This window comes from Streptomyces sp. NPDC001852 (genome assembly GCF_042891825.1).
Taxonomy (GTDB): domain Bacteria; phylum Actinomycetota; class Actinomycetes; order Streptomycetales; family Streptomycetaceae; genus Streptomyces.
Map to the genome: position 1 here is coordinate 2658 of NZ_JBIATN010000036.1, position 15317 is coordinate 17974.

Annotated in this window: 8 protein-coding genes, 1 tRNA gene and 2 pseudogenes; 5 read left to right on the forward strand and 6 right to left on the reverse strand. The window is 70.8% G+C overall.

The features are described 5' to 3' along the window. Nucleotides 1-282: pseudogene (locus ACFYZB_RS40115) on the reverse strand (hypothetical protein); the annotation flags it as partial. A gap of 473 nt (nt 283-755) precedes the next feature. Between ACFYZB_RS40115 and ACFYZB_RS40120 the strand changes: the two are divergent. The 5 genes and pseudogenes from ACFYZB_RS40120 (at nt 756) to ACFYZB_RS40140 (ending at nt 5518) form a co-directional block, all read left to right on the forward strand. Next, entirely contained in the window at nt 756-911 is a 156-nt protein-coding gene (locus tag ACFYZB_RS40120; RefSeq protein ID WP_388766850.1) for a hypothetical protein, read from the forward strand. Then, complete coding sequence (locus tag ACFYZB_RS40125; protein WP_388766852.1) at nt 908-1747, forward strand: bifunctional DNA primase/polymerase; 840 nt, start codon at nt 908-910, stop codon at nt 1745-1747. The genes ACFYZB_RS40120 and ACFYZB_RS40125 overlap by 4 nt, the downstream gene beginning before the upstream one ends. A 2-nt stretch (nt 1748-1749) precedes the next feature. After that, a complete protein-coding gene (locus tag ACFYZB_RS40130; RefSeq protein ID WP_388766854.1) occupies nt 1750-3225 on the forward strand; it encodes an ATP-binding protein in 1476 nt (491 codons plus the stop codon). 604 nt (nt 3226-3829) lie between these two features. Continuing rightward, nucleotides 3830-4054, forward strand: coding sequence for a helix-turn-helix domain-containing protein (locus ACFYZB_RS40135; protein ID WP_388766856.1), 225 nt, complete (start codon nt 3830-3832; stop codon nt 4052-4054). Nucleotides 4055-4120: 66 nt separating this feature from the next. Further along, nucleotides 4121-5518, forward strand: a pseudogene (locus ACFYZB_RS40140) (tyrosine-type recombinase/integrase). 45 nt (nt 5519-5563) lie between these two features. On the opposite strand, the gene ACFYZB_RS40145 reads toward ACFYZB_RS40140, so the two are convergent. From ACFYZB_RS40145 to topA, 5 genes are all read right to left on the reverse strand, one after another. After that, nucleotides 5564-5637, reverse strand: a tRNA-Thr gene (locus ACFYZB_RS40145). 118 nt (nt 5638-5755) lie between these two features. Beyond that, nucleotides 5756-7357: an alpha/beta hydrolase gene (locus tag ACFYZB_RS40150; RefSeq protein ID WP_388766858.1), complete on the reverse strand. Its 1602-nt coding sequence runs from the start codon at nt 7355-7357 to the stop codon at nt 5756-5758. A gap of 142 nt (nt 7358-7499) precedes the next feature. Next, a complete protein-coding gene (locus ACFYZB_RS40155; protein ID WP_388766861.1) occupies nt 7500-8705 on the reverse strand; it encodes a DNA polymerase III subunit delta' in 1206 nt (401 codons plus the stop codon). Between the two features lie 192 nt (nt 8706-8897). Then, a complete protein-coding gene (gene tmk, locus ACFYZB_RS40160) occupies nt 8898-12146 on the reverse strand; it encodes a dTMP kinase (RefSeq protein ID WP_388766863.1) in 3249 nt (1082 codons plus the stop codon). 199 nt (nt 12147-12345) lie between these two features. Beyond that, nucleotides 12346-15159 (reverse strand): type I DNA topoisomerase, encoded by a 2814-nt coding sequence (gene topA, locus ACFYZB_RS40165; protein ID WP_388766865.1) that lies wholly within the window; start codon nt 15157-15159, stop codon nt 12346-12348. Between the last annotated feature and the right edge of the window lie 158 nt (nt 15160-15317).

The following is a 15317-nucleotide window of genomic DNA, read 5'->3' on the forward strand; positions in this document are numbered from 1 at the left end:
CATGGTCTGGTAGACGTGCCACATCGCCCCGTCGGTACCCCTCGCGAAAACCTCCAGGCGCCCGTCCTCGTTCTGGAACACCGAAGGTTCGCCAGCCATGACCACCGGAGGGTCGCCGTCCATCAGGTACCCGCCGAGGCCTGCCCAGTTGGACCAGCCGTTGTTAGGTACGGTCTGCCAGAGGTGCCACAGCGTCCCGTTAGATGCCCTCGTAAAAACCTCCAGGCGCCCGTCCTGGTTATTTGCCACGTGGCCGCCGACTTTGGATACGACTGCGGTCATCGTTTCCTCCTGATTGGCTAGCAGATTCGATATCTCTACATCTCTACAAATTGACCATCACACTGGATGTGTCGGTCGGCAACTCGACGCGAGACGGCGAGGTCAACGTCCCTGTTGACCAAGTAGTGGCGCTCGGGGCTGAGCACTCTGCCTTGGGCGTAGCTGAGCCCGAACAAGCTCAGTTGGCGCCAGCTCTTCCAACACACCGCGAGGACCGGCCTCGCCGCAGCGACCCGGGTGGACCGGCCCGCCCAGCCCCTCTCTGGGCCATCTAGGGGACCAGGAGACCCCGGCCTGGGGGCGGCCGACACCGAGCAGGCCACCGCGACCGGTCCCGTCAACCTCGACCGCCCGGCCACTCGCCCGTCACTGACCCACGCTCCTAGCTACGCCAAAGGCGGCCCCCGTCTCGCCAAAGTCCGGGGCCGCCCTTGTCCAGCCAGTCACCAACCAAGGAACTGGAGACACTCAGGATGACCCAACCCACCGACATTCGGCGAGTGCTAGCCCTGGCCAGCCCCTTCCGGGTACTGGACGCCTACTCCTGCATCGGCGGCGCCACCGAGGGCTACCGGCGCGCCTTCCACGGCTGCCACATCACCGGCGTGGACATGGAGGCAGCGGCATGAGCGAGCACCTGCGCACTGCTCTGGACCTGGCCGCCTCGCGGATCCCCGTGTTGCCGCTGCGGGCGGGCAAGGTCCCGTTCGGCAACTGCCGCCGCTGCCGGGACAACGCGTGCGGCGGCCGGTCGAACATGAAGAATCCCGGACCGTGCAACTGCCCCGGGCCCTGCCACGCGTGGGCCGCCGCAACCACAGACCCGGACGTCATCAGCTCCGGGCCCTGGCGCCGCGCGTGGATGCAGGCCGAGGCGGTCGCCTACCACCCGGGCGGGGCCGGTCTGACGGTCGTCGACCTGGACAACGCCGACGCGATCGCGTGGGCCCGCGAGAACCTGCCCACCACGCAGATCGTGCCCACCACCCGGGGCGAGCACTGGCTCTACCTCGGTGCGATGCAGTCCGCGAACGCCGTCCGCCCCGGCGTGGACGTCAAGTCCACGATGGCCTACGCCCGCTGGCTCGGGTTCGGCACCGGCCCCATGGGCTACCTGCCGGATGCCGTGCGCGCGCTGGTCCTGAGCAAGCCGTGTCCGGTCCGGGCCTCATCTCCGGCAACCATGGTGCCCGCGCCGGCCGGGGGCGGTGAGTGCCGCCACCGCACGCCCGCCTACCTGGAGCGCGGCATCGCCATGGCCGAGCAGCGCATCACCGAAGCCCGCGAGGCGGTCCACGCGACCGTCTACCGCACGTTCCTTGCCGTGCTGTCCACGCACGGCCGGTGCGGCTGCCTCACCGACGCCCACGTCGCCCGGTTGTTCACCGCCGCGCAGGCCAAGGGCGAATCGGTCCGGCACTGCACCGACGCGTGGACCAACGCCCGCACCGCACTCGGGATGTAGCCATGTCCGAGGACGAGAAGACCCCGGCCCGCCAGATCATCACCGACTACGCACAAGCGCACTTCCGGTATTTCCGCACCATCGACGGCACCGTCTACGCGCAGAAGAACGGCCACCCCGTGGCCCGGCCCATCCGCTCCCAGGGCACGACGGGCAGCCACCGGCAGGAACTCATGGTCGGCCTCTTCAAGGACGGGGTCGGCGTGTTCAACGGCACGGCACTCAAGGAGGCGTTGGACTTGATCGAAGCACTCGCCCTGACCGAGGACGTACAGCCCACCCACATCCGCGTCGCCCCGGGCTTTGACGGTGCAACCTGGCTCGACCTGGGCCGCGACGACGGCCAGTGCGTCCGTATCCACCCCACCGGCTGGGACATCCTCACCCCCGACCCGCAGGAAGTCTGCTGGCGGCGCACCCAGCTCACCGGCGAACTGCCGCTGCCGGCCAAGGACACCAACGGCAAGGGCATCGACCTCCTGCTGCGCCTGTGCAACTTCGCCAGCGCCGAGAGCGAGTGTCTGGCCCTCGCCTGGCTCATCGGCTGTCTGGAGCCGTCCGTGCCTGTCCCCGCACCGTTCCTCACCGGGCCGCAAGGTGCGGGCAAGTCCACCGGCGGCCGGATGCTGGTGCGGATCATCGAAGGGATGAGCGGCGACCTGCGCCGGGCCCCGAAGGACGAGGAGAACATGATCACGGCCGTCGCCGCCGGATGGGTCACCGCCCTGGACAACCTCTCCCACCTGCCCCCTGACCTGTCCGACCTCATGTGCTGCATCGTGACCGGTGCCGAGAGCATCAAGCGGGCGCTGTTCACCGACGGGGATGTCGTCCGCTCCCGCTACCGGCGGCCCATGCTCCTGACCGGCATCGACGTCGGCGTCATCCGCCCCGACCTCGCCGAACGCCTCCTCCCGCTCCGTCTCGTACGGCCCCGGGTACGGCGGACCGAGGCGGAGCTGTGGGCAGAGTACGCGGAGATCCTCCCGGTCGTTCTCGGCTCCCTGCTGGACCTGACGGTGAAGGTGCGGGCCGCCGAGGCGGAGACCCCCACCGACCTGCGGATGGCCGACTTCGCCCACCTGTGCGCGCAGCTCGACGCGGCTACCGGCTTCGGCGCACTCAGGGCCTACCGGGCCAGCCTCGATGACCTCAACGACGACGTCATCGAAGGCGACCTGCTGGCGCAGACGGTTCTGCAGCACGCCGCCGGGCTCGACCCGGGCGCGGAAGTCCGGATGACGTCATCGGAGTGGCTGCACTGCCTCACCACCCTCTACAGCGGCGAGGAGTGCCGTCCCCTGCCCAAGGGCTGGCCCACCACGGGCAAGGTGCTCTCCGACCGGCTCAAGCGGCTGCAGCCGACCCTCGCCGCACGCGGCGTCCTCATCGACTGGGGCCGCACCAGCTCCGCCCGCTACATCGAGATGACCCGCCCCCCGCTCCCGTCCCCGCACGAGCAGGAAGCGGCGTTCTGACCCGCGCCACCCGGCGCGCGCACCGAACAAGCAAGAGGAGCACCCGGCGCCCGGACGGTGCTCCTCTTGCTGTTCCGGCGGCTTGCCGCCGCTGCGCAAGACGCGCAGCGAAGCGGCTCCTTCTTCACGCCCTGAGCCGCACGCACCACCACAGACACCACCCCTCTCTTTTTTCCCAAGAGAAGAGACCCTGCGTCACCCACGTCACCAGCCACACGAAACCGGCCCCTGACCAGCGGCTACAGCGATGACGCTGACAGCCACAACTGCGTCATCCCGCGTCACCTGCGTCACGGGTGACAGAGCGCCGCCCCCGCTCTGTGACACGCCGCGAACCGCCCGCGTCACCGCATACGAGCAGGTCATAGCCGCAAATGACGTGCGTGACGCGGTGACGCAGAAATCCGCACCTAGGACAGACGCGGCTCCCTCGGCCCGACCAGCAGGACCGCCACGTCCGCGTGCGGCGACACGAAATCTGCAGCAAACCCGTATCCGCAACGGCCTCAAGTCGCTGACCTGCAATGTTGCGGCATGGCGGATGTTGCGGAATTCCCAGAAGGTCCCGAGACCCGACAGCACCCCGAGCGAGGAGGCATCTCGGATGAGCACGGCTATTGACGGACTCAGCAAGACGGTCGACGCCCCCACCGGTCGGCTTCTCTACACCCCCAAGGAAGCCGCTGAGGTACTGAGCTACGGCCGTTCGACCATCTACGAGCTGATGGCCGAAGGGGCTCTGAAGTACGTCAAGCGCGGCCGCTCGCGCCGCATACGCCGTAGCGACCTTGAGGCCTACGTGAACAGTCTCGAACCCGTCTGCAACTGATCAACGCGCGCCTGATGAGGCGGCCCGGGCCAAGCGTCCCGGGCCGCCTCTCGCATGGAGGAGTACATGACCCCCCGCAATCCGAACCTGGAGTCGTCCATCTACGAGGGCAGTGACGGCCGGTGGCACGGCCGCGTGACCATGGGCGTCAAGGACGACGGCAGCCCGGACCGGCGGCACCGCAGCGCCAAGACGGAATCCGAAGTGAAGCGCAAGGTCCGGGAGTTGGAGGAGCTGCGTGACAAGGGACGTGCGCCCAAGGCTGGCCGCAAGCCGACCGTGGAACAGTGGATGACCACCTACCTCACCGACATCGCATCCTTGAAGCTCAAGCCTCGCTCCCTGGACGACTACTGGTCAAAGACCAGGAACGACATCATTCCTGGCATCGGTAAGCACAGAATCGACAAGCTCCAGCCGGAGCATCTGGAACGGATGTACCGCGCCATGCTTGACGAGGGGCACGCGCCGTCCCACGTACTCAAGGTGCACCGCATCCTGTCGCGCGCTCTGAAAATCGCACACCGCCGTCGCATGGTCGTCGAAAACGTGGCCACCCTTGTGGATCCCCCGACGGTTGACGAGACCGAAGCAAACCCGTTCACAAGCGAAGAGGCCAAGGCCTTCCTGGAGGCCGCCGCCAAACGCCCCACCTTCATGCGGTGGTGTGTCGGTGTTGGCATGGGCTTCCGGCAGGGCGAAACCCTGGGCCTGCGGTGGCCATACGTCGACTTCGAGAACGAGTTGTTCCGCCCTCAGTGGCAGCTTCAGCGACTCACGTGGCGGCACGGCTGCAAGGACCCCCACGGGTGCGGCGCGAAGTTCCATCGATTCGAGCCGTGCTCGGACGCCTGCACCACTCACAAGGGCTACAAGCGCGGATGTCCGAAGCCGTGCCCGCAGGGCTGCACCGGGCACGCCCGTGCCTGCCCTGATCGGAAAGGCGGTGGCTAGGTCTTCACTCGTCCCAAGACCAAGAAGAGCCGGAACGCCGTGCCGATCCCGCCCCCCTTCATCCCCTACCTGCGCGAGCACAAGGCGCAGCAGGAGGAGAGGCGCGCCGAAGCCGGGGAGGCCTGGGAGGATCACAAGCTGGTCTTCTGCAGGCCGGACGGGCGCCCCCTCGATCCTCGTCAGGACTGGGAGGAGTTCAAGGAGCTACTGGCGGAAGCCGGGATCGACGACCGCCGCCTGTACGACGGCAGTCGCCACACCGCCGGCACGATCCTGAACGAACTGGGGGTGGACATGCCCACGATCATGGAGATCCTGCGGCATACCCAGATCAGTCAGACCCGGCGGTACGTGCAGGGAAGATCACACCTCTCGAAGGACGCGATGCGCCGCATGGGGGACCACTTCATGCCCCGCCTCGAACCGGCGCCGGAACCCCCGACTGAGACCAGAACTGAGACCGGCGACAGCCGCGCGGCCCGCGCCCGGCGGCGCCGCCGCGTCCGCTGAACGAGAAAGCCCAGCTCAGACACTGTCTGGGCTGGGCTTAGAAAGAGCCGCCTTCGGGATTCGAACCCGAGACCTACGCATTACGAGTGCGTTGCTCTGGCCATCTGAGCTAAGGCGGCGCGCCGTCCGCACTATGGTGCGATCGGCAACGTCGGTAAGTCTACACAGTTTCTGGGGGTGCTCCGACCACGCCCCGGGAGCGAGGGCTCCGGGGCGGGCGGCAGGGCGCGGCAGGGGCTATGAGCAGCGTTTCCCCGTGGTGGGCGGGGTGCCACTGAGCAGGTAGGTGTTGATCGCCGTGTCGATGCAGGTGCTGCCGCGGCCGTAGGCGGTGTGGCCGTCGCCGACGTACGTCAGGAGGCGGCCCGAGGCGAGCTGGTGGGCCAGGGACCGGGCCCAGTGATAGGGGGTCGCGGGGTCGCGGGTGGTGCCGACCACCACGATCGGCGCCGCGCCCTTCGCCTCGATGCGGTGCGGCTCACCCGTGGCCTTCACCGGCCAGTACGCGCAGTTCAGCGAGGCCCAGGCCAGGCCCTCGCCGAAGACCGGGGACGCCTTCTCGAAGTCGGGCAGCGCCTTCTCGACCTGTTCGGGGCCGGTGAAGGCCGATGGCAGGTCCAGGCAGTTCACGGCCGCGTTGGCCATCATCAGGTTGCTGTAGTGACCGCCGGAGTCCCGTTCGTAGTAGCTGTCGGAGAGTGCGAGCAGACCCGCGCCGTCGTTCTCCTTCATCGCCGAGGTCAGCGCCTCGCGCAGCTGCTCCCAGGTGCCCTGGTCGTACATCGCCGCGATCACCCCGGTCGTGGCCAGCGCCTCGCCCAGCTTGCGGCCGTCCGCGTCGCCCGCCGGGATGGGGCGGGCGTCCAGCTTCCGGAAGAACGCCCTGAGGTGGTCGCCGACCTGCGCCGGCGTCGAGCCCCTGCTGCCGAGCGAGCAGTCGGAGTGTCGCACGCAGTCCTTCGCGAACGCCTGGAACGCCGTCTCGAAGCCGGCCGTCTGGTCCAGGTTCATCTGCCGCGAGTCCAGGGCGGGGTCCATCGCGCCGTCCAGGACCATCCGGCCGACCCGGTCGGGGAACAGGCCCGCGTACGTCGCCCCGAGGAACGTGCCGTACGACGCCCCCACGTAGTTCAGTTTCGGATCACCCAGGGCTGCCCGCAGGATGTCCATGTCGCGCGCCGCCTCGACGGTGGAGACGTGCCGCAGCAGCCGCGCCGAGTGCGCTGCGCAGCTCTCCGCGAACCCTTTGTCCGCCGTGACCAGCGCGTTCTCCTCCCGCTGGTCGTCGGGCGTCAGGTCCGTCTCTGCGTACGCGTCCATCTGGCGGCCGTCGAGGCACTCCACGGGCTCGCTGCGGCCCACACCCCGCGGGTCCACCGCGACCATGTCGTAGCGGGCTCGGACGTCGGCCGGGTAGCCGATGCCCGCGTAACTCTGGAGGTAGCCCACCGCCGAGCCGCCAGGGCCACCCGGGTTGACCAGCAGCGAACCGAGCGGCCTTCCCTTGCCGGTGGCGAGCTTGCGGGCGACGGCCAGCCGGACGTCGCCCGCGCCGGGCTCGGCGTAGTTCAGCGGGGCCTTCATCGTCGCGCACTGGAAACCGGGGACAGCGCAGCTGTGCCAGTGCAGCTTCTGGGAGTAGTACGACGACAACACCGACGGCGTCGCGTGCGGCAGCGCGGCCAGCACCGTGTCCGCACCACCCGCGGACGTGGTCGAGCTCCCGGAGGAACAGGCGGACACGAGCAGGGCGGCCGCCGTGAACAGGGCGGCCGTGAGGCGAGCCGTCGTCCGGGAGCGGGCGCCCCGGGTTCGGCGGAGGGAGGGCCTGGTGTGCATCTGGCGAGCGTAACGCTGTGCGATGCCCCGGATGCGATGCGTGTGGATTGTGGCCTCGTACGAGGGACAACGGCGGCGGTTCCTCACCCGTGACATCGTCGGTCGACCTCCTGGCTTCGCTGTTCAGCCCGCGCGCAACGGTTCAGCCCGCCCGCAACGCCATCGTCATCGCCTCCACAGCCAGCAGCGGGGCCACATTGCGGTCGAGGGCCTCGCGGCACGCCGCGATCGCCTCGATGCGGCGGAGTGTGGACTCCGGGGTGCTGCCGCGCGCCAGCCGCTGCAGGGCGTCCTCGGCGTCGCCGTTGGCGATCGCCACACGGGAGCCGAGCTGCAGGGCGAGGACATCGCGGTAGAAGGCCGTGAGGTCGCCGAGGGCGATGTCGAGGCTGTCGCGCTGCGTGCGGGTTCTGCGGCGCTTCTGCATGTCCTCGAGGTCCTTCATCACGCCCGCCGTGCCCCGCGGCAGCCGGCCGCCCTGGGCCGCGCCCAGCGCCGCCTTCAGCTCCTCGGCCTCCTTGCCGTCCATCTCCTCGGCGAGCTGCTTGGCGTCCTCGGCGGCCGCGTCGACCAGCTCCTGGGCGGCTTTGAGGCAGGCGCCGACCTCGTCGAGGCGCAGGGGCAGCTTGAGGACGGCCGCGCGGCGCTCGCGGGCCGCCGGGTCGGTGGCCAGGCGCCGGGCGCGGTCGACGTGCCCCTGGGTGGCGCGGGCAGCGGCCGCCGCGACCCCGGGTTCGATGCCGTCGCGCCGTACGAGCATGTCGGCGACCGCGTCCACGGACGGCGTGCGCAGGTTCAGGTGGCGGCAGCGGGAGCGGATCGTCGGCAGGACGTCCTCGATGGAGGGGGCGCACAGCAGCCAGACCGTGCGGGGGGCGGGCTCCTCCACGGCCTTGAGGACGGCGTTGGCCGACTTCTCGTTCAGCCGCTCGGCGTCCTCCACCAGGATGATCTGCCAGCGGCCGTTCGCCGGGGCGGTGAACGACTTGCGGACCGTGTCCCGCATGTCCTTCACCAGGATCTCCGCGCCCACGGCGGCCACCGTGGTGACGTCCGCGTGGGTGCCGAGCAGCGCGGTGTGGCAGCCGTCGCAGAAACCGCAGCCGGGGGCTCCGCCGAGGGCGCGGTCGGGGCTGACGCACTGCAGGGCCGCGGCGAAGGCCCTGGCCGCCTGGCTCCGGCCCGCTCCGGGCGGGCCCGTGAACAGCCATGCGTGCGTCATCTTCGACGCCTCGGGCAGCGGCTCGTCGGCCGCGGCTGCCGTGACGAGGGCGTCGGCGTCCCGCGCGGCCGCGTCGAGCACCGCGCTCACCTTCTCCTGCCCGACGAGGTCGTCCCACACGGTCATGGGTCACGCCGCCTTTCGTCACACTCCGCGTTCCTGCCCTCCATTGTGCGGGCGGGCACTGACAACGCGGTCCGGCGGACGTTGCGGTGGTGGTGAAACCTTGCGGTGAGAGGCGTGAGAGCGAGGGCGGCGCCGATCGATGGTCCGATCGGCGCCGCCCTGTGCCCTGTGTTCTGTGTCCGCAGGCTGTCGTCAGCCGCGCCGGCCGCGGCCCCTGCGGCCCTGCTCCTCGTCGTGGTCGCCGTACTCCCGCTCGTCGTGCGACCCCAGCAGCTCGTCCGCCAGCGACGGCAGGTCGTCCAGCGGGGTTTCCTCGGCCCAGTCGGGACGCGGCCGGCGGCGAGGGGTGCCGTCGGCGTCGATCTGCGGCATCTCGCGCGTACGGTCCTCGGAGCCGTCGGGGCCCGCGGCGGACCGCTCGTCCCGGAAGAAACCGGGCGGCACCCGGTTCGCCGGGTCGTCACCCGGTACGGGCGGCAGTACGGCCGTCTCGTCGGCCGCACCCGGAACCGGCGGCAGCACCGCCGTCTCGTCCGCCGCGCCGGAAACCGGCGGCAGCACCGCCGTCTCGTCCGCCGCGCCGGAAACCGGCGGCTGCGGCAGCTCGGCCGTCACCTCGGCGTCGGAGCCGGGCGCGGTGGTCCCGGTCGTCTCCGGCTCCTCGCCGGCCGGGCCACGGTCGTGCCGTTCGTCGCGCACCGGCCGCAGCACCGTCGTCTCCTCGGTGCCGCGCCCGTCGGGCGACACCACCGGGGTGGGAACCGTCGCCGCGTCCGGGGCCGGACCCGGCGCGGCCGGCAGGGGCGTGCTGGACCGGCGGGCCGCCGTGTCAGCCGCCGCCGCTGCCTCGGCCGCCTGCCGACGGGCCTCCTCGGCGCGCAGCAGCGCCTCCTCGGCCTTGTGCTGCTTCTCCAGGCGGCGCGCTTCCTCCTCGGCACGCTGCCGGGCCTCCTCCTCGGCCTGCCTGCGGCGCCGCTCCTCCTCGGCCCTGCGGCGGGCCTCCTCCTCGGCGCGGGCCTTCTCCTCGGCGAGCAGCCGCTGCCGCTCCTCCTCCGCACGCCGGGCCGCTTCCGCCGCCCGCTGCCGGGCCTCCTCCGCCTGCCGTTCGGCCTCGCGACGCTGCGCCTCCTCCAGCTCGCGGCGCTTGCGCTCCTCCTCCTCGGCGCGCAACCGGGCCAGCTCCTCCTGGCGCTCGCGCTCCAGGCGCTCCTCCTCGGCCTTGCGCGCGGCCTCTTCCTCGGCCTTGCGGCGGGCCTCCTCCTCGGCCTTCTTCCGGGCCTCCTCCTGGGCCTTGATCTCGGCCTCGGACAGCGGCAGCACGGTGTCGAGCCGGTGCCGGATCACCGTGGTGACGGCCTCGGGCTCCTGGCCTGCGTCCACCACCAGGTAGCGGCCGGGATCGGCGGCGGACAGCGTGAGGAAACCGGCCCGCACGCGCGCGTGGAACTCCGCGGGCTCCGACTCCAGCCGGTCCGGCGCCTCGGTGAACCGCTCGCGGGCGGTCTCCGGGGAGACGTCCAGCAGGACGGTGAGGTGCGGGACGAGCCCGTTGGTCGCCCAGCGGTTGATGCGGGCGATCTCGGTCGGAGACAGGTCGCGGCCGGCGCCCTGGTAGGCGACCGACGAGTCGATGTAGCGGTCGGAGATCACGACCGCGCCGCGCTCCAGGGCGGGCCGTACGACGGTGTCGACGTGCTCGGCGCGGTCGGCGGCGTACAGCAGCGCCTCCGCGCGGTGCGACAGACCCGCCGAGGACACGTCCAGCAGGATCGAGCGCAGCCGCTTGCCGACGGGCGTGGCCCCCGGCTCGCGGGTGAGCACGACCTCGTGGCCCTTGGCGCGGATCCACTCCGCGAGCGCCTCGGCCTGGGTGGACTTGCCGGCGCCGTCGCCACCCTCCAGGGCGATGAAGAAGCCGTTCGTCGCCGGTGCCTCGACCGGGTCGTCGCCGCCGAGCAGTGCGTCCTTGAGGTCCTGGCGCAGCGGGATGCCGGAACGGTCGTCGACCTTCGCGAGCACCAGCGCCGCCACCGGCAGCAGCAGCGCGCCGACCAGCATCAGTGTGAAGGAGGCGCCGCCGTGCGCGAAGACGAACTTGCCGTTCTCCAGCCGGTGCCGGCCGATGAGTCCGGCGACCACGGGCGCGGTCAGGGCGCCGAGCGCTATGAAGACCCGGACGACCGCGTGCAGGTGCTCGGTGACGCGCGCCCGGCGGTAGTCCTCGGTCTCCTGGTCGAGCAGGGCATGTCCGGTGTTCGCGGCCACTCCCGCGGTGACGCCGGCGAGGGTGACGATCAGCAGCACCGTGGTGACGTCCGGGACGAGCCCGGCGGCCAGCAGGGCGATGCCGGTGAAGGCGATCGCCAGGGCGAGCAGCCGACGCCGCGAGAGCGAGGGCAGCAGCGAGGGCGCCGTACGGATGCCGACGGCGACACCGCCGGTCAGGCCCAGCACCAGCAGGCCGTACAGGACCGGGCCGCCGCCCAGGTCGGTGGCGTGCAGCACACACACCGAGACGGCCGCCGCGATCGACCCGGCCACCGCGGCACAGGCCGGGACGAGCAGCGGGATCGCGCCCGTACGGCCCTTGTCGACGCCGCTGCCGGTGCGCGGGCGGCGCAGGCCCTCCAGCGGGGACCGCGGGCGCGGGGTGCGGGTGTCGGGCAGTTCCAGGAAGGTCAGCACGGACAGGGAGGCGGCGAACAGGCCGGCCGCCACATACGACGCGAGGGCCGCATGGTGCTGGTCGAACCAGGCCACGCCGGTGCCCAGCAGGTTGTTCAGCAGACCGGCGACGACCAGCGCGGCGGCCGCCAGCGGGACGGCGAGGAAACTCGTGCGCAGCGAGAGACGGCGCAGGGCGTCCATGTGGTCCGGCAGCGGCCGTACGGTGGCGCCCTCCGGGGGCGGGCCGGGCAGCAGGGCCGGGGCCGCGCTCTCCCGGCACACCGTCCACAGGCGCTCGGCGACGCCGGTGACGAAGGCGGTGACCAGCAGGACGGCCAGCGCGTTGTCCGGGGTCCAGTCGATCCACAGGGGCGCGACGATCAGCAGCGCGGCGCGCACGCCGTCGGCGCCGACCATGGTCCAGCGGCGGTCGAGGGGACCTTCCTGGGCGGTCAGCGTGGTCAGCGGGCCGAGGAGGACCGCGCCGAACAGCAGAGCGGCGAGGACGCGCGTCGCGAAGACCGTCGCCACTGCGAACGCGACCCCTCGGTATCCACCGCCGAACGCGCCCTGGGCGATCGCCGCCTGGAGGGCGAGGACGACCAGGACGAGGAGTGCGAGGGTGTCGCCGACACCGCTCACCAGCTGTGCGCTCCACAGGCGCCGCAACTCGGGTCGGCGCAGCAGGGAACGGACGGCGCGCTCGCGGGAGTCCGCGACCAGGGCGTCGTCCGGGGCTGTGGTGGGGGCCGTTGGCTGCTCGGCTCGCGTCATGCGTTCAGCCTATCCGCAGCCACCGACACCACACCCCGCCTCTCCTGGCATGGGCACGGCCCGACATCAAAGTGATGCCGGGCCGTTCGCTCTGCGAAGCCGGAGGGCCGCCGACGCCCCCCATACCGGAAGCCACCGCTCCCATGTCAGAAGCTACGGACCTCCACACCAGAAGCCGTAGGCCCCCGCGGCGGTGAGGTCAGGCCTCCGGGGTGGAAGACGTCGCCTTGGAAGCCGTTGCCTTCTTGGTGGTCGTCTTCTTCGCCGTGGTCTTCTTCGCGGCCGCGGTCGTCTTCTTCGCCGCCGTCTTCTTGGCAGCGGTCTTCTTCGCCGGGGCCTTCTTCGCGGTCTTCTTGGCGGGGCCCTTGGCGCGCTTCTCGGCGAGCAGCTCGAAACCACGCTCCGGGGTGATCGCCTCGACGCTGTCGCCGGAGCGCAGGGTCGCGTTGGTCTCGCCGTCGGTGACGTACGGCCCGAAGCGGCCGTCCTTGACCACGACCGGCTTGCCGGAGACCGGGTCCTCGCCCAGCTCCTTCAGCGGCGGCTTGGCGGCGGCCCGGCCACGCTGCTTCGGCTGGGCGTAGATCGCCTGCGCCTCTTCCAGCGTGATCGTGAAGAGCTGGTCCTCGGACTGCAGCGAGCGCGAGTCCGTGCCCTTCTTCAGGTACGGGCCGTAGCGGCCGTTCTGCGCGGTGATCTCCTGGCCGTCGGCGTCCGTGCCGACGATCCGCGGCAGCGACATCAGCTTCAGGGCGTCGTCGAGCGTCACCGTGTCGAGCGACATCGACTTGAACAGCGAGGCCGTGCGCGGCTTGACCGCGTTCTTGCCGGTCTTCGGGGTGCCCTCGGGGAGGACCTCGGTGACGTACGGGCCGTAGCGGCCGGCCTTGGCGACGATCTGGTGGCCGGTCGCCGGGTCGGTGCCCAGCTCGAAGTCACCGCTGGGCTTGGCCAGCAGCTCCTCGGCCAGCTCGACACTCAGCTCGTCCGGCGCCAGGTCGTCCGGGATGTCGGCGCGCTGGTGCTGCTCGGTGTCCTTCTCGCCGCGCTCGATGTACGGACCGTAGCGGCCGACGCGGAGCACGATGTCGTTGCCCACAGGGAACGACGACACCTCGCGCGCGTCGATCGCGCCCAGGTCGGTGACGAGCTCCTTGAGGCCGCCGAGGTGGTCCCCGTCGCCGTTGCCCGCCTCGGCCGCGCCGCCGTGGCCCGTGCCCTCACCGAAGTAGAACCGCTTCAGCCACGGCACGGCCTTGGCCTCGCCGGCCGCGATGCGGTCGAGGTCGTCCTCCATCTTGGCGGTGAAGTCGTAGTCGACGAGCCGGCCGAAGTGCTTCTCCAGCAGGTTGACGACGGCGAAGGAGAGGAAGGACGGGACGAGGGCCGTGCCCTTCTTGAAGACATAGCCACGGTCGAGGATCGTGCCGATGATCGACGCGTACGTCGACGGCCGGCCGATCTCGCGCTCTTCCAGCTCCTTGACCAGGGAGGCCTCGGTGTAACGGGCCGGGGGCTTGGTGGCGTGGCCGTCGACCGTGATCTCCTCGGCGGACAGCGCGTCGCCCTCGGCGACCTGCGGCAGCCGGCGCTCGCGGTCGTCCAGCTCGGCGTTCGGGTCGTCGGCACCCTCGACGTAGGCCTTCAGGAAGCCGTGGAAGGTGATCGTCTTGCCGGAGGCGCTGAACTCCACGTCCCGGCCGTCGGCGGCGGCACCGCCGATCTTCACGGTCACGCTGTTCCCGGTCGCGTCCTTCATCTGGGAGGCGACGGTCCGCTTCCAGATCAGCTCGTAGAGCTTGAACTGGTCGCCGGTCAGGCCGGTCTCGGCGGGGGTGCGGAAACGATCACCCGAGGGGCGGATCGCCTCGTGGGCCTCCTGGGCGTTCTTGACCTTGGCGGCGTAGGTGCGCGGCTGCGGCGGCAGGTAGTCGGCGCCGTACAGCTGCGTGACCTGGGCGCGGGCTGCCGTGATCGCCGTGTCGCTCAGCGTCGTGGAGTCCGTACGCATGTACGTGATGTAGCCGTTCTCGTACAGCTTCTGGGCGATCTGCATGGTCGCCTTCGCGCCGAAGCCGAGCTTACGGCTGGCCTCCTGCTGCAGCGTCGTCGTACGGAACGGGGCGTACGGCGAGCGACGGTACGGCTTGGACTCGACGGAGCGCACGGAGAAGCGGGTGTTCTCCAGGGCGGCGGCGAGGCCGCGGGCGGTCCCCTCGTCGAGGTGGAGGATGTTCTCGCTCTTGAGCTGTCCCAGGGAGTCGAAGTCGCGGCCCTGCGCGATCCGCCGGCCGTCGACGGTCTGCAGGCGGGCGATCAGCGACGACGGGTCCGACGGATCCCCCGCGCGGCCGGTCGCGAAGGTACCCGTCAGGTCCCAGTACTCGGCAGAACGAAACGCGATGCGCTCGCGTTCCCGCTCCACCACGAGCCGCGTGGCGACGGACTGGACACGGCCGGCCGACAGGCGCGGCATGACCTTCTTCCACAGGACCGGCGAGACCTCGTAGCCGTAGAGGCGGTCGAGGATGCGGCGGGTCTCCTGGGCGTCGACCAGCTTCTGGTTGAGCTGGCGCGGGTTGGCGACGGCCTCGCGGATCGCGTCCTTGGTGATCTCGTGGAACACCATCCGCTTGACCGGGATCTTCGGCTTGAGGACCTCCTGGAGGTGCCAGGCGATCGCCTCGCCCTCCCGGTCCTCATCGGTGGCGAGGAAGAGCTCGTCGGAGTCCTTCAGCAGGTCCTTGAGCTTCTTGACCTGCGCCTTCTTGTCAGCGTTGATGACATAGATCGGCTGGAAGTCATGGTCGACGTCCACACCGAGGCGGCGGACCTCGCCGGTGTACTTCTCGGGCACCTCCGCGGCGCCGTTGGGGAGGTCGCGGATGTGCCCGACGCTCGCTTCGACGACGTAGCCGGGGCCGAGGTAGCCCTTGATCGTCTTCGCCTTGGCAGGCGACTCGACGATGACGAGTCGGCGGCCGCCCTGTGCGGTCTCGCTGGTCGGGGACAACTTCGCTCTTCTCTCCGGTCGACGCTGGGGCCTCCCCAGGGCTTCCTCCCGGGGTCGCGGCGTGCTGGCACGTGTGACGCTGCGGAGTGTGACGGTACATCCCGCCCCCGTGTCAAACGGGAAAAGCCCACAACGGCCACTCGAACGGTAACCCGACT